At 64.5% G+C, this 19436-nt stretch carries 19 protein-coding genes; 8 read left to right on the top strand and 11 right to left on the bottom strand.

Features of this window, described 5'->3' with window-relative positions; translation table 11 throughout:
* Nucleotides 1-661: 661 nt before the first annotated feature.
* Nucleotides 662-853 (top strand): hypothetical protein, encoded by a 192-nt coding sequence (locus HYH08_RS27545; protein ID WP_220012966.1) that lies wholly within the window; start codon nucleotides 662-664, stop codon nucleotides 851-853.
* 15 nt (nucleotides 854-868) lie between these two features.
* Here HYH08_RS27545 and HYH08_RS27540 read toward each other — a convergent pair whose 3' ends face one another.
* Complete coding sequence (locus HYH08_RS27540) at nucleotides 869-1294, bottom strand: translational machinery protein (protein WP_220012965.1); 426 nt, start codon at nucleotides 1292-1294, stop codon at nucleotides 869-871.
* Between the two features lie 158 nt (nucleotides 1295-1452).
* Nucleotides 1453-2631, bottom strand: coding sequence for an OpgC domain-containing protein (locus HYH08_RS27535; RefSeq protein ID WP_220012964.1), 1179 nt, complete (start codon nucleotides 2629-2631; stop codon nucleotides 1453-1455).
* A gap of 252 nt (nucleotides 2632-2883) precedes the next feature.
* On the opposite strand from HYH08_RS27535, the gene HYH08_RS27530 reads away from it, so the two are divergent.
* Both HYH08_RS27530 and HYH08_RS27525 read left to right on the top strand, forming a co-directional pair.
* The gene (locus HYH08_RS27530) at nucleotides 2884-3189 is read left to right on the top strand and encodes an ETC complex I subunit (RefSeq protein ID WP_220012963.1); all 306 of its coding nucleotides are present in this window, start codon (nucleotides 2884-2886) and stop codon (nucleotides 3187-3189) included.
* Between the two features lie 155 nt (nucleotides 3190-3344).
* Nucleotides 3345-3836 (top strand): Lrp/AsnC family transcriptional regulator, encoded by a 492-nt coding sequence (locus tag HYH08_RS27525; RefSeq protein WP_220012962.1) that lies wholly within the window; start codon nucleotides 3345-3347, stop codon nucleotides 3834-3836.
* A gap of 20 nt (nucleotides 3837-3856) precedes the next feature.
* On the opposite strand, the gene HYH08_RS27520 is transcribed toward HYH08_RS27525, so the two are convergent.
* Nucleotides 3857-4885: an AraC family transcriptional regulator gene (locus HYH08_RS27520; RefSeq protein ID WP_220012961.1), complete on the bottom strand. Its 1029-nt coding sequence runs from the start codon at nucleotides 4883-4885 to the stop codon at nucleotides 3857-3859.
* A gap of 111 nt (nucleotides 4886-4996) precedes the next feature.
* On the opposite strand from HYH08_RS27520, the gene HYH08_RS27515 reads away from it, so the two are divergent.
* From HYH08_RS27515 to HYH08_RS27500, 4 genes are read left to right on the top strand one after another with little or no spacing between them, the layout of a single operon-like run.
* Nucleotides 4997-6169, top strand: coding sequence for an isovaleryl-CoA dehydrogenase (locus HYH08_RS27515; protein ID WP_220012960.1), 1173 nt, complete (start codon nucleotides 4997-4999; stop codon nucleotides 6167-6169).
* A gap of 39 nt (nucleotides 6170-6208) precedes the next feature.
* The gene (locus HYH08_RS27510) at nucleotides 6209-7813 is read left to right on the top strand and encodes a carboxyl transferase domain-containing protein (protein ID WP_220012959.1); all 1605 of its coding nucleotides are present in this window, start codon (nucleotides 6209-6211) and stop codon (nucleotides 7811-7813) included.
* A 4-nt stretch (nucleotides 7814-7817) separates the two neighbouring features.
* On the top strand, nucleotides 7818-9821 hold the full coding sequence (locus HYH08_RS27505; protein WP_220012958.1) for an acetyl-CoA carboxylase biotin carboxylase subunit: 2004 nt from the start codon (nucleotides 7818-7820) through the stop codon (nucleotides 9819-9821).
* A 1-nt stretch (nucleotide 9822) separates the two neighbouring features.
* Entirely contained in the window at nucleotides 9823-10731 is a 909-nt protein-coding gene (locus HYH08_RS27500) for a hydroxymethylglutaryl-CoA lyase (RefSeq protein WP_220012957.1), read from the top strand.
* A 105-nt stretch (nucleotides 10732-10836) separates the two neighbouring features.
* Here HYH08_RS27500 and HYH08_RS27495 read toward each other — a convergent pair whose 3' ends face one another.
* From HYH08_RS27495 to HYH08_RS27480, 4 genes are all read right to left on the bottom strand, one after another.
* Nucleotides 10837-11763 (bottom strand): dihydrodipicolinate synthase family protein, encoded by a 927-nt coding sequence (locus HYH08_RS27495; protein WP_220012956.1) that lies wholly within the window; start codon nucleotides 11761-11763, stop codon nucleotides 10837-10839.
* A gap of 73 nt (nucleotides 11764-11836) precedes the next feature.
* On the bottom strand, nucleotides 11837-12820 hold the full coding sequence (locus HYH08_RS27490; RefSeq protein WP_220012955.1) for a TRAP transporter substrate-binding protein: 984 nt from the start codon (nucleotides 12818-12820) through the stop codon (nucleotides 11837-11839).
* A gap of 24 nt (nucleotides 12821-12844) precedes the next feature.
* The gene (locus tag HYH08_RS27485; protein ID WP_220012954.1) at nucleotides 12845-14110 is read right to left on the bottom strand and encodes a TRAP transporter large permease; all 1266 of its coding nucleotides are present in this window, start codon (nucleotides 14108-14110) and stop codon (nucleotides 12845-12847) included.
* Nucleotides 14110-14718, bottom strand: a complete 609-nt coding sequence (locus HYH08_RS27480) for a TRAP transporter small permease (protein ID WP_220013027.1) — start codon at nucleotides 14716-14718, stop codon at nucleotides 14110-14112. Before HYH08_RS27480 ends, HYH08_RS27485 begins: the two co-directional genes overlap by 1 nt.
* Before the next feature lie 231 nt (nucleotides 14719-14949).
* Here HYH08_RS27480 and HYH08_RS27475 point away from each other — a divergent pair, with 231 nt between their 5' ends.
* Nucleotides 14950-15639 carry a GntR family transcriptional regulator gene (locus HYH08_RS27475; protein WP_220012953.1) on the top strand — a complete coding sequence of 230 codons (690 nt, stop codon included), beginning with the start codon at nucleotides 14950-14952 and terminating at the stop codon, nucleotides 15637-15639.
* A gap of 127 nt (nucleotides 15640-15766) precedes the next feature.
* Here HYH08_RS27475 and HYH08_RS27470 read toward each other — a convergent pair whose 3' ends face one another.
* The 4 genes from HYH08_RS27470 to HYH08_RS27455 are packed head-to-tail and all read right to left on the bottom strand — an operon-like array spanning nucleotide 15767 to nucleotide 19222.
* On the bottom strand, nucleotides 15767-16276 hold the full coding sequence (locus HYH08_RS27470) for a hypothetical protein (protein ID WP_220012952.1): 510 nt from the start codon (nucleotides 16274-16276) through the stop codon (nucleotides 15767-15769).
* The gene (locus HYH08_RS27465; RefSeq protein WP_220012951.1) at nucleotides 16276-17634 is read right to left on the bottom strand and encodes a TRAP transporter large permease; all 1359 of its coding nucleotides are present in this window, start codon (nucleotides 17632-17634) and stop codon (nucleotides 16276-16278) included. The genes HYH08_RS27470 and HYH08_RS27465 overlap by 1 nt, the downstream gene beginning before the upstream one ends.
* Nucleotides 17631-18203: a TRAP transporter small permease gene (locus HYH08_RS27460; protein ID WP_220012950.1), complete on the bottom strand. Its 573-nt coding sequence runs from the start codon at nucleotides 18201-18203 to the stop codon at nucleotides 17631-17633. The genes HYH08_RS27465 and HYH08_RS27460 overlap by 4 nt, the downstream gene beginning before the upstream one ends.
* Nucleotides 18200-19222 carry a TRAP transporter substrate-binding protein gene (locus HYH08_RS27455; RefSeq protein ID WP_220012949.1) on the bottom strand — a complete coding sequence of 341 codons (1023 nt, stop codon included), beginning with the start codon at nucleotides 19220-19222 and terminating at the stop codon, nucleotides 18200-18202. The genes HYH08_RS27460 and HYH08_RS27455 overlap by 4 nt, the downstream gene beginning before the upstream one ends.
* Nucleotides 19223-19436 lie beyond the last annotated feature (214 nt).

The following is a 19436-nucleotide window of genomic DNA, read 5'->3' as shown; positions in this document are numbered from 1 at the left end:
AGGCATTGACGCCGTTCGACCGGCGCAGAATTCGCAAAGATTCATCGAACCTTTGGCTGTCGCCATCGACATATGAGTGTTGGGGATTTCAGCGCCCAATACCTAAACGGACGCCGCCAAGCGATGATATTCCGCTTGCGCGGCGTTGCGCTTTTGAGGCCCGATGTCTCGGATCCGCCGGTCAGCTCGATGCGTGCCAGCCGGGCGGAAACGGAATGAACGGCCACGCCACCTGGTTGTCGTTGGCGGGCTTCGGCGGCTCCTGGAGGGACGTCCTGATCAGCGGAGCAGGCGGCTTCGATCGCACCGCCAGGCGCAAACATGCATATTGCAAATTCATTGATGGTCGCCCCGGTCAGTAAGTCTTTTTCAAATCCAGTTCTTTGAAATCAACGTCAGTTCAAAATTGCGACGCGTCGAAAGCGGCGCACTCGCTTTCAATCGCGCGTGCACCCTAGAGAAATTGGCGCCGGTCTTCAACCGGTCCGGCGGCCTGCATGTGAGAAGTAAGGTTGACCGGTTAGGTTAAGGGCGAGCGGTTGTTGCAGCCGCCTTCGTGATCGTTATCAGATCGGCGCCGGTTCGCGATGGGCTGCCTGAATTCCGTGCTCGCACATGAGCACAGTTCGTCGCGGCGCTCATATCCTGTGAGTTCTGCGTCATGTCTTTCGATCGCAACGTCAAGACCGTCAGTCCGACATCGAACTGGACCGAGATCTGGCACCTCTGGACCGTGATCGTGCCGCGCCGCTCGATCAACGGGCAGTTCGTGGTCGGCAAGGTCTGGCGCCGCCACGATGGCCGGGACTGGATCTACAAGAAGTTCACCGAGTACGACACCGAGGCGGCCTGAGGGCCGCCTTCGGTCTCAACTCGAGTGCCGCTCGCCGGTCGCCGATCCAGGTGCCTGGATGCGCGGAAGCGGCATTTTGAAGTGACGTTTCGCGTAGGCGACGATTTCGTTGTCGGATGGATGGTCGGCCGCTTCCACGGCGGCAATCCGCTTGGCCGTCTCGGGTGCATGCGCACGGATGTAAGTGACGAGCTCGGCTTTCGCGCTCGCCGGACCGATGATCAGGACTTCGCCGGCATCGGCGAGAGCTTTGGTGACTTCGCCGTAGAAGGCCTTGTCGGGCGCAGCATTGCCGCTCCCGATCGCGTTGGCCTTGTGATGAAGATGGCGGGTCGCCAAGTGCGGATGCAGCGTGATTTCATCGGATCCGCTCAAGCCGAGATGGAAGATTCGGGCCTGTGAGTGGTCGATCCAGACCACGGCATGGAAATGGGAGGGCATCTGTTTTGACCTTGTCCGGGAATTAGTCGCGAACGCCCATGAGGCAACGCGAGTCGCGGCGACACTAGGTCGGCCGCGGCCGGCCTTGGTTGACGCAGGTCAATCCGGGCGTGCTCGAGCAGCAAACCGCGTCGGAACGCCCGGCGGAGCAGCCTCGTTCAAGCGGCTTTGGCAGGCGCGCTTGCGGCCGGCTTGGCCGGCGGCGGCTTCAGCGGCTTGTCCTGCTTCTTCGACCAGGAGATGTAATAGGCCACCGTCGTCATGATCGCGATGCCGGCGATGCTGACGAAGAGCTGCGCGAACAGCGAGCCCGAGCTCATCGACAGCTCGAAATGGCCGACGAAAGACAGGAACACGCCGACGCAGAACACCGCAAGCGACTGCTGCCCGCAGACGATGAGCGGATCGAAGATCTTCCACTCGAGACCCGGCCACTCCTTCGGCACGAAGCGGATTACCAGGATCACGATCACGACGAAATGGATGAAGCGGTACGGCGCGAGGTTGGTCTTGTCGTTGGGATTGAAGGCTGAGAATAGCCATTCCGGGAACATGCCGCCGAGCGTCGGGAAGCGCCCGGCCATGGTCATGACCAGCGCGAAGGCGAGATAGGCGAGGCAGACCCACAGCGTGACGGGCGAATTGATCAGTGTCATCGAGCGCCGCGCCCCGCCCATCGCGCACCAGGCGCCGAACACGAACAGCACCTGCCAGGCATAGGGGTTGAAGTACCACTGGCCGGCCGGATAGGCGGTCAGGTTCAGGCCGTAATGGCGCGCGGCGAGCCACAGCACGATCGACAGCGCCATGGTCAGATCGGGCTTGCGCAGCATGAACCACAGCACCGGCGGGAACAGGCCCATCAGCACGATGTAGAGCGGCAGCACGTCGAGATTGAGCGGCTTGAAGCGCAGGAACAGGCCCTGGCGCAGCGTCTCGGTGGCGTTGTCGACGAGGCCGGCGACGTTGAACTCGTTGATCATCTCGGAATCGCCGAAGCGCAGCGCCAGATAGCTGATCGAGGCGATGTAGATCACGAACAGGATGATGTGGGCGACATAGAGCTGCCAGACCCGCTTGGTCAGGCGGGTGGCGCCGACGATGAAGCCGCGCTCGAGCATCATCCGCGCATAGACGAAGGAGGCGGTGTAGCCGGAGATGAAGACGAACAGGTCGGCGGCGTCCGAGAAGCCGTAATTGCGCGTCGTGATCCAGTTCACGACGTTGTCAGGGATGTGGTCGAGGAAGATCGCCCAGTTGGCGACGCCGCGAAACAGGTCGAGCCTGAGGTCGCGGCCTTTCTCGGGGAGCGTTGCGCTGACGTTCAGGAAGGCCATGCGAGGTGGGCTTTCGAAGGAGACGGACCATTCAGGGGCGGCGAGGCGGGGCGCCGGGCAGGATCCCCGGGCGGATGGCGGGTACGCAATTGTCACGGTGCAGCATAATGACTATACCCGTCGACGAAGCATCCGGGGGCCCGGAATCACCGATCAGTTCCCGAAAGGTGTCTCTATACTATGCCCGCGGTTTGCTCCAACTGCTACCGTGACGCATCGAATTCGAACGAAAAGACGAGGCCCGGACCACCCATGACCGCACGCATTTTCAAGCCCGCCAAGAACGCGATGCAATCCGGCCGGTCCAAGACCGAAGAATGGCAGCTCGACTACGAGCCGGAGCAGCCGCGCTCGGTCGAGCCGCTGATGGGCTGGACCTCGTCCGGCGACATGAAGCAGCAGATCACGCTGCGCTTCCACAGCAAGGAAGAAGCCGTGGCCTATTGCGAGCGCAAGGGCATCGTCTACCAGGTGATCGAGCCCCAGGATTCGATCCGCCGTCCGGTCGCCTATGCCGATAATTTCTCGTTCCGCCGCGGCGAGCCCTGGACGCATTGAGGGGCGGCCACCCACGCCGAACTCGTGGTGCCGGGACAAGCCCGGCCACGACGCTGGGAGGCACCAGCTCTCTAAGCCCTTGGCACTGAGCCCTTGGCACCGATTTCGCCGCGTGCTTCGCTGGCCCGCATGACACGACCATGACGGGGTGGGGAATGGCCGGGCGTGACCAGCTCGACGGCGTCGATCTGAAAATTCTCTCCGAGCTCCAGCAGGACGGGCGCATCCGCAACAACGAGCTGGCGCTGCGCGTCGGCGTGTCCGCGCCGAACTGCCTGCGTCGGCTGAAATCGCTGTTCAGCCGCGGGGTGATCCGGGCGGTGCGGGCCATCATCGACGAGCGGCTGCTCGGCTATGAGGTGGTGTCGTTCGTCTCGATCCAGCTCGGCAGCCAGGCCCAGCCGGTGCTTGAGGCGTTCGAGAGCTCGATCGCAGCGATCCCGCGGATCCAGCAGTGCTGGCGAATTTCGGGCGACACCGATTATCTCCTGAAGTGCGTTGGGCCGAGCGTCGAGAGCATGCGCCAGCAGCTTCTGCATTTCGCCGCCATGCCCAACGTGAAGAACGTCCGCAGCTTCCCGGTGCTTGGGGTCGCCAAGGACGTGCCGTTGCCGTTGCGGGAAGATGCGGTGGCGTCGGCAGGATAGGGCCAACTTCTTTGCCGGCTTTACCGATAGCGGCCGCGAAATTCGCGCGGGGAGGCGCCGGTCCAACTGCGGAAGGCGCGGGAGAAACTCTTCTCGTTGCGGAAGCCGGCGATCTCCGCGATGCGCTTGATCGGGGTGCGGCCGCGCATCAGCTCCTGTTTGGCCAGCTCGAACTTGGCCTCTTCCTTGAGATCGCGCAGCGAGGTCGCTTCCTCGCGCAGGCGCCGGTGCATGGTGCGCGTTGAAAGTGCGAGCTCGCTTGCGACGTCCTCCGCGCCGAGACTGCGCCCGCGCGCCTCGCGCAGCACCCGGCGGACGCGCTCGACCAGCAGCCGGTCGCGCCGGTAGGGCAGCACGGTCAGCCGCAACGCGCCCTTGAGCATGCTGTCGAGATCGGCCGGGCTGCGCGTCAGCGGCAGCGACAGATAATGCTTATCGAAGGTGATCGACGCATGGTCCGCATCGAAGCGCAGGTTGCGGCAAAAGATGGTCGGGTAGACCGAGACGTGGCCGGGCTCGGAATGGGGGAATTCGGCGCTGCGCAGCGCGATCCTGGAATCCACCGCCCAGCAGGAGAAGCCGAGCACGTAGCGGAGCAGGGTGACCAAACAGAATTCGCGTAACGGCCCGAGGTCGCGCAGCTCGCGGATCGACACGGTCGCGGTCTCCTCACCGAGCGCGAGATCGAGCCGCACGTCCTCGGTGAGCAGGCGGTGATGCCGGCACCAGCGTTTCAGCGCGACTTCGAGCGTCGGGGCGGTGATCGAGGCGCGGCACAGCATGCCGTAACTGCCCCATGGCAGCCGGCGCGAGAACCAGCCGAGTGCCTCGTCGTCGAGCTCGCGCATGGCGTGGCCCGCCAGGGCTTCGAACTGGGCGGCCGTGATCCGACCGTCCGGAGAATTGACAAGGTCCATCGCGACCTGGCCCCGGCTCAGCGCCTCCTGGGGATCGCGGCCGTATCGCGCATAGGCCGCCACCACGCCGCGGACGAAGGCGGCGGGGGTCATTGCGCGGCGCGGGAGCGCGGTTGCGATCTGGAAAGGCATTGGTTTCCCTTCCGGAAATCCTCGCCAAGTTTGGCGGAAAATGCAACCTTTTCGACTGCAAGAGGGCCGCGACCGCGCTAGGTTCGGAGCCCAAAAGATGGAGGAATCGCCTTGAACATCCCGAGCATCGACTTCGATCTGGGCGAAGACATCGGCATGCTGCGCGACACGATCCGCGCCTTCGTGGAGGCGGAGGTCGCCCCGCGCGCGGCCGAGATCGAGAAGGCCAATCTGTTCCCGGCGGACCTCTGGAAGCGCTTTGGCGATCTCGGCCTGCTCGGCATGACTGCGCCGGAGCAATATGGCGGCTCCAACATGGGTTATCTCGCCCATATCGTCGCCATGGAGGAGATTTCGCGCGGGTCCGCGGCCGTCGCTCTGTCCTACGGTGCCCATTCCAACCTCTGCGTCAACCAGATCCGCCGCAACGGCAATGACGCCCAGCGCCAGCGCTATCTGCCAAAGCTGATCTCCGGCGAGTATGTCGGCGCGCTCGCGATGTCCGAGCCCGGCGCCGGCTCCGACGTCGTCTCGATGAAGCTGCGCGCCGACAAGCGCGGCGACCGCTATGTGCTGAACGGCTCCAAGATGTGGATCACCAATGGCGGCGATGCCGACGTGCTGGTGGTCTACGCCAAGACCGATCCGGAGGCCGGCCCGCGCGGCATGACCGCGTTCCTGATCGAGAAAGGTTTCAAGGGCTTCACCCACGGCCAGCATCTCGACAAGCTCGGGATGCGCGGCTCCAACACCTATCCGCTGTTCTTCGACGAGTGCGAGGTGCCCGAGGAGAACGTGATGGGCAAGGTCGGCGAGGGCGTCAAGGTGCTGATGTCTGGCCTCGACTACGAGCGCGCGGTGCTGTCGGGCGGGCCGCTCGGCATCATGGCGGCCTGCATGGACGCGGTGGTGCCCTACATGCACGAGCGCAAGCAGTTCGGCCAGCCGATCGGCGACTTTCAGCTGATGCAGGGCAAGCTCGCCGACATGTACGCGACCTGGCAGGCCACGCGCGCCTATGTCTACGCGGTCGGGCGCGCCTGCGATCGTGCCGACCACGCCCGCAGCTTACGCAAGGATGCGGCGGCTGCGATCCTCTATTCCGCGGAAAAGGCGACCTGGATGGCCGGCGAGGCGATCCAGGCGCTCGGCGGCGTCGGCTACACCTCCGAATTCCCGGTCGGCCGGCTCTGGCGCGACGCCAAGCTCTATGAGATCGGGGCGGGCACGTCGGAAGTGCGCCGCATGCTGATCGGCCGTGAGCTGATGTCGGAAACCGCTTAAGCCATCACGTAACCACGTCACCAGAAACGCGGGACCTCAATGCCGCTTCATTCCAGCATCGACCCATCATCGTCTGATTTTGCGCGCAATGCCGACGCCATGCGCGCGCTCGTCGCGGATCTGCGCGAAAAGCTTGCCCAGGTCGCCGGCGGCGGCGGCGAGGCCTCCCGCAACCGCCACACCTCGCGCGGCAAGATGCTGGCGCGCCAGCGCGTCGACCTGCTGGTCGATCCCGGCACCTCGTTCCTGGAGCTGTCGCCGCTCGCGGCCTACGGCCTCTATGGCGGCGATGTGCATTCGGCGAGCGTCGTCACCGGCATCGGGCGCATTGCGGGCCGCGAATGCGTTGTTGTCGCCAACGACGCCACCATCAAGGGCGGCACCTATTACCCCATGACCGTGAAAAAGCATCTGCGCGCGCAGGACGTGGCGCGGCAGAACAATCTTCCTTGCGTCTACATGGTCGATTCCGGCGGCGCCTTCCTGCCAATGCAGGACGAGATCTTCCCGGACGAGCGCCATTTCGGCCGCATCTTCTACAACCAGGCGCAGATGTCTTCGCAAGGAATCCCGCAGATCGCGATCGTGATGGGCTCCTGCACCGCCGGCGGCGCCTATGTCCCCGCAATGTCGGACGAGAGCATTATCGTGCGTAATCAAGGCACCATCTTCCTGGGCGGCCCGCCGCTGGTGAAGGCCGCGACCGGCGAGGTCGTGACCGCCGAGGAGCTCGGCGGCGCTGACGTGCATTCGCGCCAATCGGGCGTGACCGATCACTATGCGCAGAACGACGCCCACGCGATCGGCATCGCCCGCCGCATCGTCGGCACGCTGAAGCCCTCCACGCGGTCGAACCTCAACATGCATCCGCCGCGCGATCCGCTGTTCGCGGCGGAGGAGATCTACGGCGTTGTGCCGGTCGACGGCCGCAAGCCCTTTGACGTGCGCGACATCATTGCGCGCGTGGTTGACGGCTCGGAATTCGACGAGTTCAAGAAACTCTACGGCACGACGCTGGTGTGCGGCTTCGCCCATATCTGGGGCTATCCGGTCGGCATCATCGCCAATAACGGCATTCTGTTCAGCGAGAGCTCGCTGAAGGGCGCGCATTTCATCGAGCTGTGCTGCCAGCGCGGCATTCCGCTGGTGTTCTTGCAGAACATCACCGGCTTCATGGTCGGCAAGAAATACGAGGCGGGCGGCATTGCGCGCGATGGTGCGAAACTGGTGACGGCCGTGGCGACCGCCTCGGTGCCGAAATTCACTGTCGTGATCGGCGGCTCCTATGGCGCCGGCAATTACGGCATGTGCGGTCGTGCCTATTCGCCGCGCTTCCTGTGGATGTGGCCGAATGCGCGCATCTCGGTGATGGGCGGCGAGCAGGCCTCGATGGTGCTGAGCCAGGTCCGCCGCGACAATATCGAGGCCAGGGGCGACAGCTGGTCGAAAGAGGAAGAGGATAAATTCCGCAAGCCGATCCGCGACCAATATGAGAGCCAGGGCCACCCATATTACGCGACCGCACGCCTGTGGGACGACGGCGTGATCGACCCCGCCGACACGCGCCTCGTGCTCGGCCTCGGCCTCTCGGCGGCGTCGAATGCGCCGATCGAGCCGACGAAGTTCGGCCTGTTCAGGATGTGATGCGATGGACCGTACAAAACTCTACCGCCGTTTTCGCACCCTCCTGATCGCCAACCGCGGCGAGATCGCCTGCCGTGTCATCCGCACCGCCCGCGCCATGGGCCTGCGTACCGTCGCGGTCTGTTCCGAGGCCGATGGTGACGCGATGCATGTCGCGCTCGCGGACGAGGCCGTGCTGCTCGGGCCGGCGCGCGCCCGCGACAGCTATCTGAATGTAGAGCGGCTGATCGAGGCCGCTAAGAAGACGGGTGCCGAGGCCGTGCATCCCGGCTACGGCTTTCTGTCGGAGAACGCGGAGTTCGCGCAGGCCTGTTACGACGCAGGCCTCGTCTTCGTCGGCCCGACCGCCGCGATGATGAACGCGATGGGCTCGAAGTCCGGCTCGAAAGCGCTGATGGAAAAGGCCGGCGTGCCGCTGGTGCCGGGCTATCACGGCGAGGCGCAGGACGACGCGACGCTGGCGAAGGCAGCCGAGAAGGTCGGCTTTCCGGTGCTGGTGAAGGCCTCCGCCGGCGGTGGCGGCCGCGGCATGCGCGTGGTGCGATCCGCGGACGAGCTTGGGCCCGCGATCGTCAGTGCCAAGCGCGAGGCCAAGGCCGCGTTCGGCGACGACCGCATGCTGATCGAGAAATACGTCGACAATCCCCGGCATATCGAGGTGCAGATCATCGGCGACAGCCACGGCAACCTGTTGTCGCTGTTCGAGCGTGAATGCACCCTGCAGCGCCGGCACCAGAAGGTGATCGAGGAGGCGCCGTCGCCGACGCTCAACGCCGCCCAGCGCGAGACCGTCTGTGCCGCGGCGCGTAAGGCGGCCGGAGCCGTGAATTATGTGGGCGCCGGCACCATCGAGTTCGTGTCCGACGGCAAGGACGTGTTCTTCATCGAGATGAACACGCGCCTCCAGGTCGAGCATCCCGTGACCGAGCTGATCACGGGCGTCGACCTCGTCGAATGGCAGCTGCGCGTCGCCTTCGGCGAGGCACTGCCGCTGAAACAGGACGAGATCAAGCTCAATGGCCATGCCGTCGAAGCGCGCGTCTACGCGGAAAACCCGACGAGGAATTTCATGCCGTCGGTCGGCAGGATCTCGACCTGGCGGCTGCCGGCGGAGACTGGCGGCTTGCGCATCGATGCCGGCTATCGCGAGGGCGATACGGTCTCGCCCTATTACGACGCGATGCTGGCGAAGATGATTGCCTGGGCGCCGACGCGGGATGTTGCGATCGACCGGCTCAATCGCGGGCTGGAGGAGTCCGACGTCCGCGGCATCGTCTCCAATATCCCGTTCCTGTCGGCGCTGATCACGCATCCGAAGGTACGGGCGAATGCGATCGACACCGGTTTCATCGAGCGCGAGCTGGCGGTGCTGACCTCGGCCGCGCCGGCGCCCGGTGAGCTCGAGCTTTGCGCTGCTGTTGCCGCGATCGTCAATGACGAGCGGCAGGCGGCGCAGACGGAGGCAAATTCACCCTGGCACACCTTTGGCTGGCAGCCGGTCGGCCGCCGCCAGCGCAGCTTCGCGTTCCGCGTCGGCCACGGACCGGAGCAGAAGATCGTGCTGAACTACGGCAGCGGGCCGTCGACGCTGCTGATCGCCGAGCGCGAGCTGGCCTTCGCGTTTGTGCCGAAAGACGGCGGCTTCGACCTGACGCTCGACGGCGTCAAATCGACTGTCGCGGCGGTGATCACCGGCCACGAGCTGTACCTGCGCACACGCAACGGGCGCTTTGACCTGCACTGGGTGGATCCGTTCGGCGGCGAGGCCGAGGAGCAGACCGGCGCCGACAAGATCGCGGCGCCCTTGCCGGGCACGGTCGTCGCCGTGCTGGCGGAGGAGGGCGCCAAGCTCGAGAAGGGCGCGCCGATCCTCACGCTGGAGGTGATGAAGATGGAGCAGACGCTGCGGGCGCCTTATGCCGGCGTGCTGAAATCGATCAGGTGCAAGGTCGGCGACATCGTCCAGGAGGGCGTCGAGCTTGCCGTGGTCGAGGCTTCCGGGGAGTGACATGAGCGATCCCGTCCGCATCATCGAGATGGGGCCGCGCGACGGCCTTCAGAACGAGAAGACGCCGGTCAGCGTCGAGGCGCGCATCGCCTTCATCGAGGCCTTGGTCGGGGCCGGCCTCGATACGGTCGAGGTCGGCGCCTTCGTGTCCCCGAAGGCCATCCCGCAGATGGCGAGTTCGGACGCCGTGCTGCGCGGCGTGAGCCACATCGAGGGGGCCGAATTCCACGTGCTGGTGCCGAACGAGAAGGGTTATGACGCCGCGCGCGCCGCCGGCGCAAAGGTCGTCTCCGTGTTCGCGGCGGCCTCGGAGGGCTTTTCACGCGCCAACATCAACTGCACGGTCGCGGAGTCCATCGAGCGGTTCAAGCCGGTGCTGGCGCGCGCCAAGGCTGACGGCGTGCCGGTACGCGGCTATATCTCCTGCGTGCTTGGCTGCCCGTTCGACGGTGAGATCAAGCCGAAGGCCGTTGCCGATCTTGCGAGCACGCTATTCGATCTCGGCTGCTACGAGATCTCGCTTGGCGACACCATCGGCGTCGGCACGCCCGATAAGGCGAAGGAGATGCTGCGCGCCGTCAGCGCCAACATCCCGCCTGCAAAGCTCGCGATGCATTTTCACGATACGTATGGGCAGGCTCTCGCCAACCTCTATGCCGGGATGGAAGAGGGCGTGCGCGTCATCGATGCCGCCGCCGGCGGTCTCGGCGGCTGTCCCTACGCGCCGGGCGCGACCGGCAATGTCGCCACCGAGGATGTCGTCTACATGCTCGAAGGCATGGGCGTCAGGACCGGTGTCGACATGGAGAAGCTGCTCGCGGCGACGAACGCGATGAGCGGCGTGCTGGGCAAGCCGCCGGTCAGTCGAGTAGCGTCCGCGTTGAATGCAAAGAAGCGGGCAGCTTCGTAGCTCTGGTAGGGTGGGCAAAGGCGCGTAGCGCCGTGCCCACGATCTTTACATGATCGAGGCAGATGGTGGGCACGCTTCGCTTTGCCCACCCTACCGGACCTGTGCTCAGGCCGCCTTCAGGCCCACATCGGGCAGCCGCGGCCGGTTCTTGAGCGCCTTGGCCATCATGGCCTCGACCTCGGCCTTCTCCTGCGGCAACAGCGCCAGGCGCGGCGGGCGCGTCAATGCCGTGCCGCGGCCCATGATGTGCTCGCACAGCTTGATGCACTGGACGAGGTCGGGGCGCGCATCGAGATGCAAGAGCGGCATGAACCATTCGTAGAGCGGCATGGCCTCGGCGAAGCGGCCGGCCTTGGCGAGACGGAACAGCGTCTCGCCCTCGCGCGGGAAGGCGTTCGACATGCCGGAGACCCAGCCGACGGCGCCCATCGCGACGCTCTCGACGATGACGTCGTCGAGGCCGGCGAACAGCACGAAGCGGTCGCCGACCATGTTGCGGGTATCGATGAAGCGGCGCGTGTCGCCAGAGGAGTCCTTGAAGCAGACGACGGTCTCGACGTCGGCGAGTGAGGCGAGGATATCGGGGGTGACGTCGTTCTTGTAGATCGGCGGATTGTTGTAGAGCATCACGGGCAGGTCAGTCGCGGAGGCGACTGCGCGGAAATGCGCGGCGGTCTCGTGCGGCTTCGACGAATAGACCAAGGCCGGCATCACCATCACGCCGTCGATGCCGACGCGCGCGGCTTCCTTGGCGGTCTCGACCGCGAAGGCCGTGGTGAACTCGGCGATGCCGCACAGCACGGGCACGCGGCCGGCTGCGACCGACTTCGCCGTCTCCATGATCGCGACCTTCTCCTTGCGCTCTAACGAGGTGTTCTCGCCGACCGATCCGCAGACGATCAGGCCGGAGACGCCGTCACGGATCAACCCATCCATCACCTTGGCGGTCGCGTCGATGTCGAGCGAGAGATCGTCGAAAAATTGCGTGGTGACGGCCGGGAAGACGCCTTCCCAGGAAACGCGGCGGCTCATGAAATTTCTCCAGATGGAAACGCCGGCGGGGGGCTGGGTCCGCCGGCTGTGGTGAAGAGGATGGCGGGTGGGTTCAGAGCGTCGCGCCGACCTTGCGCAGCTCGGCGAGGACGGGGGCCTTGGGCAGCCAGAGCTTGTCGAACTCGGCAATGACCGCTTCGGTATCGCCGGCCGGGACTTGGCGGATCGGGATCGGCGCGTTCTTGAAATTCTCGATCAACGCGGGCTCGTTGCCGGCGAGCTCGTCGATCTGCGCGTCCAGCGTGGTCTTGATCGTCTTGGTGATCAGCTCGCGGTCGGCGGCCGACAGCGTCTGCCAGACCCGGCCGGAGACGACTGCGGCCATCGGCATGAAGACCGCATTCATCTGCAGGATCACCTTGGAGACCTTGTCGAAGCGCTGGTTCCAGGAGAATTCGAGATCGGCCTCGAGGCCGTCGACCTGGCCGTTGGCCATGGCGTCGAACACCTGCGGCGTCGGGATCGGCGTCGGCGCTGCGCCGAGCGACGAATAGAAATCGCGATAGACCGGCGTCGGGTTGATCCGCAGCTTCATGCCCTTGATGTCGGCGAGCGAGTTCAGGTCCTTCGATGAGAACACCGCGCGCATGCCGGTGATGCCCCAGCCGAGGCCGATGGTGCCGGTCTCCTGCGGCAGCACCTCGAACAGTTTGACCGCTGCCGGAAGCCGGACGAATTTCGCCACCGCCGGCGTCGAGCGGACGATGTAGGGCGCGTTGATCGCGGCGATGTGCGGCACGCGCGAACCGAGCTCGGCGGCCTGGATGAAGCCCATGTCGAGCGCGCCGGACTGCAATTGCTGCATCATCGCGGATTCGTTGCCGAGCTGGCCGGAGTGGAACACGGTCAAGGTCAGGCGGCCGCCGGTCGCAGCCTTGAGCTCGTCGCCGAATTTCAGCGCGGCCTTGTTCCAGGAATGGCCGTTCGGCGTGATCAGGCCGAGGCGAAATTCCTTGGCCTGGGCGAGCGCCAGCGATGGCGCGAACACCGAGGCGGCGGCACTTGCGGCGAGAAAGCGGCGGCGTGAAAGCGGCATGGTCGGGCTTCCTTTTGAACGGGCCTATTTGACGAGGATCAGCGAGAGCGAGGGATACAGCGAGAGCAGCACCAGGAGGACGCAGGAGATGACGAAGAACGGAAGCGTCACCATGAACATCTTGCCGGGCTTGGCGCCGGTGACGGCGGCCGCGACGAAGAAGCAGAGCCCGACCGGCGGCGACAAAAGGCCAAGCACGAGATTGATCACCACCACCACGCCGAAATGCCGGGGATCGATGTGATAGACGTCGGTGGCGACCGGCAGCAGGATCGGCACGGTCATGATCAAGCCGGGAATGCCGTCGATCACGGTGCCGATCACCAGCAGGATGACGTTGCAGATCAGCATGAAGCTGATCGGATCCTTGGCCGCGGTCTGGATCCAGGCGGCGGTTTCCTGCGGCACCTTGCCGAAAATGAGGACCCAGGAGAACACGGCCGCGGCGGCCACCAGGAACAGCACGATCGCAGAATAGATCGCGCTGCGCAGCATCATCTGCGGTAGCTGCGAGAACTCGAATTCTTTCGTCCAGTATTTTCCGACGAGCGCGGCCGCCACCGCGCCCACGGCGGCGGATTCCGTCGCATTGGCGAGGCCGCTCAGGATAGTGCCGACGATCACGATCGGGATCAACAACGTCGGGGACGTCCGCAGGATGGTCATGACGCGCTGGCGCGGCGTCTGATAGTCGGCGCGGGGATAGTTGTAGATGTATCCCATCAGCGCGATGACGAGGCAGAACATCACCGTGAGGATGACGCCGGGCACGATGCCGGCGATCAGCATGTCGCTGACCGAGACCTGCGCCAGTACGCTGTAGACCACGAACATCACCGAGGGCGGGATGATCGGGCCGAGCATGCCGCCATAGGCGGTGAGGCCCGCCGCGAAGGTCTTGTCATAGCCCTTCTTCTCCATCTCCGGCACCATGATCTGGGCCATGATCGCGACCTGCGCGGTGGCCGAGCCCAAGATCGAGGAGATGAACATGTTGGCGAGGATGTTGACGTAGGCGAGCCCGCCCTTGAGCGAGCCGATGAACGCCATCGCCATGTCGACGATGCGGCGCGTGATGCCGCCGCCATTCATGATCTCGCCGATCAGGATGAAGAGCGGGATCGCGATCAGGCCGTAGCTGTCGACGCCGCCAAACAGTTGCAGCGGATAGGATTGGAATAGCACCGGATTGCCGGATGCGGCGATGTAGACGAGGCCTGCGAGGCAGAGGCAGAGGCCGATCGGCACGCCGACCAGCATGAAAGCCATGAAGGCTGCTGACGTGATCATCAGTTGACTCCGTCGAGCTCGGAGAGCTGGAACCCCTTCGGCGGCGTACGCGGGACCAGCTCGAGGTCTTCCAGCAGGTTGGCGAGCCCGTGGATGGTCATCGAGGCCGCAAAGATCGGCAGGGTCAGGTACATCACCCAGGTCGGCCAATTCAGCGTCTGGGTGTGCTCGGTGTAGATGAAGTTGAAGGTTTCCGCTGCGAGCTTGCGTCCGTCGAAGCCGGCGCGCGCAAGTCCGATCGGGTCCATCCAGAGCACGCAGGTGACGATCAGCGCCATGCCGAACACGACGACGAGCCCGGTCGAGATCACCTTTGCGATCTTCTGGTGCTGCGGCGAGAGCCGCTCGGTAAGCATCGTAACTGCAAAATCGAGCCGCAGCCGCGTCATCGCGGAGGCCCCGACGAAGGTCAGCCAGACGACGCAATAGACCGCGGATTCGTCGATCCAGTAGATCGGGAAGCGCGCATAGCGGGTGACGACGTTCACCAGGATCAGACCGGTGAGCAGGTACATCAGGCCCATCAGCGCGACGCGCTCGACCGCGAGCAGGCCACTGGACATCCGGACGATCGTACGTCGGAGGCTGAGCGCGCGCGTGGCCCGCATCGTCTGCTCGATCATGAAAGAGGCCCCAACCCCTGAGAATTGTCGTGCTAAGGTCAAATGTATAATTTATACATTTGGGGTGTCAAATGCAGATTGCGGTCATTTCAGCGGCAGGGCGCGCGTTTGCTGGGCAGGTGGACTGGGTCGCCATTTGGCTTTTGCCGGGCGCCTCGCCATGCAAGAGAGAGACCGCGTCGGCCGATGAGTCGGGAAGGACAACAGAAGGGTCAGATGAAACAGCCCCTGAAGCATCGCACGCTGTCGGCTGCGATCGTCGATCAACTCCGGCAGGCGATCCTCGACGGCACCTATCCGGCGGGATCGCAGCTGCGCCAGGACGCGCTCGGCGATGCCTATGGCGTCAGCCGCATTCCCGTGCGCGAGGCGCTATTCCAGCTTGAGGCCGAAGGCCTGGTGCGGATCGTGCCGCAGAAGGGCGCCATCGTCTCCGAGCTATCGCTGGACGAGATCAACGACGTGTTCGACCTGCGCTGCATCCTGGAGCCGCGGCTGCTGGCGCAGTCCGCGCCGCACTTCTCCGCGCAGGATTTCGATGGCCTCGACGACATCCACAGTCAATTCGAGAAGGCGATCAAGGCGAAGAATGTCAGCGACTGGGGCCAGCTCAACGCCGACTTCCACATGGCGCTCTATATGCACGCCCCGCAGCCGCGCACGCGCGCGATCGTGCTGTCGCTGCTCCAGACCAGCGACCGCTACACGCGCCTCCAGCTCTCCAACACCAAGGCGATGGGCATTGCGGAGAAGGAGCATGCCCATCTGATCGCGCTGTGCCGGGCGCAGAAGGTCGAGGAGGCCTGCCGGTTTTTGGAGCGGCACATCGAAGCCGTACGCAAGGATCTGTTGCAGGTGGTGGCTGGCAAAGCGATGGCGCCGAAGCCGCGCCGCAAGGGCGAGTAAGTTCGCGCTTCGTAGGGTAGGCAAAGGCGCTCTTGCGCCGTGCCCACGTCCTTTCTCAAATCATCGGCAGAAGGTGGCCACGCTGCGCTTTGCCCACCCTACGGCAGCGTGGTTACGGGACCACGGCTCAATAAGAGGGCGATGTACGACCAAACAAGTCCCAGAACCACAGAAAGGCGCACTCAGACGTCAAGGCAATGATCGAGAGGTAGGCCACGGTCGAGTCTCTCAACCACTTCCGGCGGTTCTTGAGATAATTGATGTAGATGAAAGTCACCGGCCCCATCAGCAACCAGATCGGCCACGTGTAGAACAGTGCGAATGCCAGTCCCGCGAAAATCGCAAGCGGTTGAAAATGCACGAACGTGGAGAGCACGATAAACAGCAACGCCGGTGCCACGACGTAGGCGAGGGTGCCGAACATCACTGGTATGGCCCAAACGGGAATGATGTTGGTCCGCCAACCGCGCCGGGTGATGACCCGGTTGAATATCAGACCTGCGAGCAGGCCCCCGATAAATGGCGCCACGAGCCACAGGGCAAAGACCGTCCATTTCGTGGCGAAGGCCATTGGATCGATAAGCCAGTGCTGACCAATTGGGTCAATGGGCACCGGCTCATAGATCGTAATGCGCATCACCTGCTCCCGTCCGGCCCCATCACGAGGTCGGGCAGCGCGGTCGATATCCCCGGCACGAAGCACAGCAGCAGCACCGCCAGCATCATCAGGAGCACGAACGGAAGTGTGCCCCAGATCACCTCGCTGAGGGGAATATCGGGCGCGACGTTGCGGATGACGAAGATGTTGAGGCCGACGGGGGGATGGATCAGGCCCATCTCCATCACGATGGTCATGACCACGCCGAACCAGATGATGTCGAAATTGGCGGCGCGGAGCGGCGGCAGGATGATCGGCGCAGTCATGAGAATGATAGACACCGGCGGCAGGAAGAAGCCGAGCACCACGACCATGACGAGGATCGCGAACAGCAGCTCCCAGCGCGGCAGATGCATCGCGACGATGGCTTCGGCGACGGACTGCGAGATGTGCAAATAGCTCATCACGTAGGAATAGAGCAGCGACATGCCGATGATCATCATCAGCATGGTCGATTCCCGGATGGTCGATTTCATGATCGGCGCGAGGTCGCCCGGCCGCCACACGCTGTAGATCGCGGCGATCAGCGCCAGCGCCAGGAGGCCGCCGAGGCCGGCGGTTTCCGACGGCGTGGCGAAGCCGCCATAGAGCGCGATCATGACGCCGGTCAGCAGCAGCACGAACGGGATCACGCGCGGCAGCACACTGAAGCGTTCGGCCAGCGTGTATTCGTCCCGCGCGAGGATCGCCGCCTCCGGGCCGCCATTCTTGTAGATCGCTTCGGCGGCGGCATATTCCTGGCGGAAGCGGAACACCGCGTAGAAGCCGAACAGCGAGACCAGTAGCAGCCCGGGCCCGATGCCGGCGAGGAACAGCCGGCCGAGCGATTTTTCGGCAGCGACTGCGAACAGGATCATGGTGATCGAGGGCGGCAGCAGGATGCCGAGCGTGCCGCCGGCCGCGATGATGCCGGCGGCAAAACCGCCGGAATAGCCGCGCTTGCGCATCTCGGGGATGCCGGCCGAGCCGATCGCAGAACAGGTTGCGGGCGAGGAGCCCGCCATCGCTGCGAACAGCGCACAGGCAAACACGTTGGCGACGCCGAGGCCGCCGGGCACGCGATGCAGCCAGGCGTGTAATGCCGAATAGAGATCCTGGCCGGCGCGCGACTTGCCGATCGCCGCGCCCTTCAGGATGAAGAGCGGAATCGATAACAGCGTGATCGAGGCCATTTCCTCGTAGACGTTCTGCGTCACCGTATCGAGGGACGCCGCGGGCATGTAGATGCCCATGAACACGACGGCGACCGCGCCGAGCGCGAATGCGATGGGCATGCCGGAAAACATCACGAGCAGCGTCGCGATTCCGTAGGCAACGCCGATACCGAACACGCTCATGGACGCTTGGCTCCTGCAAAAGGTTTGGCTCCCGCGAAAGGCAGCGCAAGCTGCACGAGGATCTGGATGCAGAGCAGGCTCATTCCGAGCGCCATCAGCGAATAGGGAATGGCGAGCGGCGGCGACCACATCGAGTTGGAGACCTGGCCGTCGACATAAGCCTCATGGGCCAGCGTCCAGGATTTCCAGGTGAAGAAGGCGCAGAACAGGAAGGTCGCGACGTCGACCAGCCAGAGCCGGATCTTGTTCGCCAGCGGCGAGAGCAGGCCGACGAAGGCCTCGATGCCGATATGGCCGCGGTTCTGCTGCACATAGGCGGCCGTCATGAAGGTGGCGCCGACCAGCAGGAACACGGCGGCTTCGTCCTGCCAGTAATTGGCGGCCTTGAACAGCGCGCGGCTGAGCACGCTGTAGCTCAGGATGGCGCAGGCCGCGACCAGCGCGAGCGCGGCGAACACGACGATGATGCTGTTGAGGATGGCGAGACCACGATCGATCGCCGCCGCAAGGCCCGTGCCTGCGGCAGCGTTGGCGCGGTCGTCACGATCCGGAAGCGGACCGTGGCTCATGCCGCAACGTCGGTGGCGAGCTTGAGCAGGTTAGCGGCGGTCGCGGTCTTGGCGCCGTAATCCTTCCACGCGGTGTCACGGGCGATGTCGCGCCACTTGCCGACGGTCGCCGCATCCAGCGCCGAGACCTTGGCGCCGGCCTTCTCATAGACCTTGGCGACCTCGACGTCGTCGTCCTGCGCGCCCTTGCGGCCGAAGGCCTCGAGCTCCTGGCCCACCGTGAGCAGGACGTCCTGCTGAGCCTTCGGCAGCTTGTCGAAGATTGCCTTCGACATCATCAAGGGCTCGAGCATGAACCAGTAGGACGCGCCGGCGCCCGAGGTCAGCGACTTGGCGACCTCCTCGAGGCGAAACGAGATCAGGCTGGTGGAGGAGGTGATGCCGGCATCGCAGGCGCCGGTCTGCATCGCCGCGTAGATTTCGTTCGAGGGCACCGACAGCACCGAGGCCCCGGCGGTCTGCAGCACCATGTCCATCTCGCGCGAGCCGCCGCGCACCTTCATGCCCTTGGCATCCTCGGGGGCGACGATCGGCTTGGAGCGGCTGGCAACGCCGCCGGCCTGCCAGACCCAGGAGAGTAGGATGATGCCCTTGTCGGCGAGGAAGTCGGTCAGCGCCTTGCCGACCGGCTCCTTCTTCCAGCGCATGCCCTGGTCGTAGTTGGTGACGAGACCCGGCATCAGGCCGATATTGGTCTCCGGCAATTCGCCGCCGGCATAGGGCATCGGGTAGAGCGAGATGTCGAGCGCACCCTTGCGCATCGCGGAGAACTGCGCGTTGGTCTTGATCAGCGAGGAGTTCGGATAGATCTCGGCGGCGATGTCGCCATTGCTGCGCTTACTGACTTCAGCCGCGAACATGCGGCAGAGCCTGTCGCGGAAGTCACCCTTGTCGATGGTGCCACCGGGGAATTGATGCGAGATCTTCAGCGTGGTCGCGGCATGCGCGGTGCCCGCGCCGAAGCGCAAGATGGCGGGAGCGGCGACGGCGGTCGCGATCAGGTGACGGCGCGTGAGCATGGTGTGATCCCCTTGAGCGTTTCTTCGCATGGTTCTTGTTGGTAAGGTTTGGTCGAGGCTTTGAGACCGGTGCAGAGGCCCATCCTACCCGGTCTTTCAGCCATGTTCTCTCATCTGATAGTTCGAGACCGAATGCCGCGGCAAGGGCTCCGCCTTGCTGCGCTGCACACTGGTCGCTCAACGGGCGGGCCCATGCGCGATGGTGATTGCGGCG

It is taken from the genome of Bradyrhizobium sp. BR 10289 (assembly GCF_019455385.1).
Classification (GTDB): domain Bacteria; phylum Pseudomonadota; class Alphaproteobacteria; order Rhizobiales; family Xanthobacteraceae; genus Bradyrhizobium.
Note: the sequence above shows the minus strand (reverse complement) of the source record. Positions and strands in the feature narration are given on the sequence as shown.

Bases quoted from the DNA above. Each gene is read 5' to 3' on its own strand.
- HYH08_RS27510 (WP_220012959.1), top strand. From the start codon at position 6,209: ATGCCGCTTCATTCCAGCATCGACCCATCATCGTCTGATTTTGCGCGC.
- HYH08_RS27470 (WP_220012952.1), bottom strand. From the start codon at position 16,276: ATGCGCATTACGATCTATGAGCCGGTGCCCATTGACCCAATTGGTCAG.
- HYH08_RS27490 (WP_220012955.1), bottom strand. From the start codon at position 12,820: ATGCCGCTTTCACGCCGCCGCTTTCTCGCCGCAAGTGCCGCCGCCTCG.
- HYH08_RS27475 (WP_220012953.1), top strand. From the start codon at position 14,950: ATGAAACAGCCCCTGAAGCATCGCACGCTGTCGGCTGCGATCGTCGAT.
- HYH08_RS27535 (WP_220012964.1), bottom strand. From the start codon at position 2,631: ATGGCCTTCCTGAACGTCAGCGCAACGCTCCCCGAGAAAGGCCGCGAC.
- HYH08_RS27545 (WP_220012966.1), top strand. From the start codon at position 662: ATGTCTTTCGATCGCAACGTCAAGACCGTCAGTCCGACATCGAACTGG.
- HYH08_RS27480 (WP_220013027.1), bottom strand. From the start codon at position 14,718: ATGCGGGCCACGCGCGCGCTCAGCCTCCGACGTACGATCGTCCGGATG.
- HYH08_RS27465 (WP_220012951.1), bottom strand. From the start codon at position 17,634: ATGAGCGTGTTCGGTATCGGCGTTGCCTACGGAATCGCGACGCTGCTC.
- HYH08_RS27460 (WP_220012950.1), bottom strand. From the start codon at position 18,203: ATGAGCCACGGTCCGCTTCCGGATCGTGACGACCGCGCCAACGCTGCC.
- HYH08_RS27525 (WP_220012962.1), top strand. From the start codon at position 3,345: ATGGCCGGGCGTGACCAGCTCGACGGCGTCGATCTGAAAATTCTCTCC.
- HYH08_RS27485 (WP_220012954.1), bottom strand. From the start codon at position 14,110: ATGATCACGTCAGCAGCCTTCATGGCTTTCATGCTGGTCGGCGTGCCG.
- HYH08_RS27540 (WP_220012965.1), bottom strand. From the start codon at position 1,294: ATGCCCTCCCATTTCCATGCCGTGGTCTGGATCGACCACTCACAGGCC.
- HYH08_RS27505 (WP_220012958.1), top strand. From the start codon at position 7,818: ATGGACCGTACAAAACTCTACCGCCGTTTTCGCACCCTCCTGATCGCC.
- HYH08_RS27455 (WP_220012949.1), bottom strand. From the start codon at position 19,222: ATGCTCACGCGCCGTCACCTGATCGCGACCGCCGTCGCCGCTCCCGCC.
- HYH08_RS27530 (WP_220012963.1), top strand. From the start codon at position 2,884: ATGACCGCACGCATTTTCAAGCCCGCCAAGAACGCGATGCAATCCGGC.
- HYH08_RS27495 (WP_220012956.1), bottom strand. From the start codon at position 11,763: ATGAGCCGCCGCGTTTCCTGGGAAGGCGTCTTCCCGGCCGTCACCACG.
- HYH08_RS27520 (WP_220012961.1), bottom strand. From the start codon at position 4,885: ATGCCTTTCCAGATCGCAACCGCGCTCCCGCGCCGCGCAATGACCCCC.
- HYH08_RS27500 (WP_220012957.1), top strand. From the start codon at position 9,823: ATGAGCGATCCCGTCCGCATCATCGAGATGGGGCCGCGCGACGGCCTT.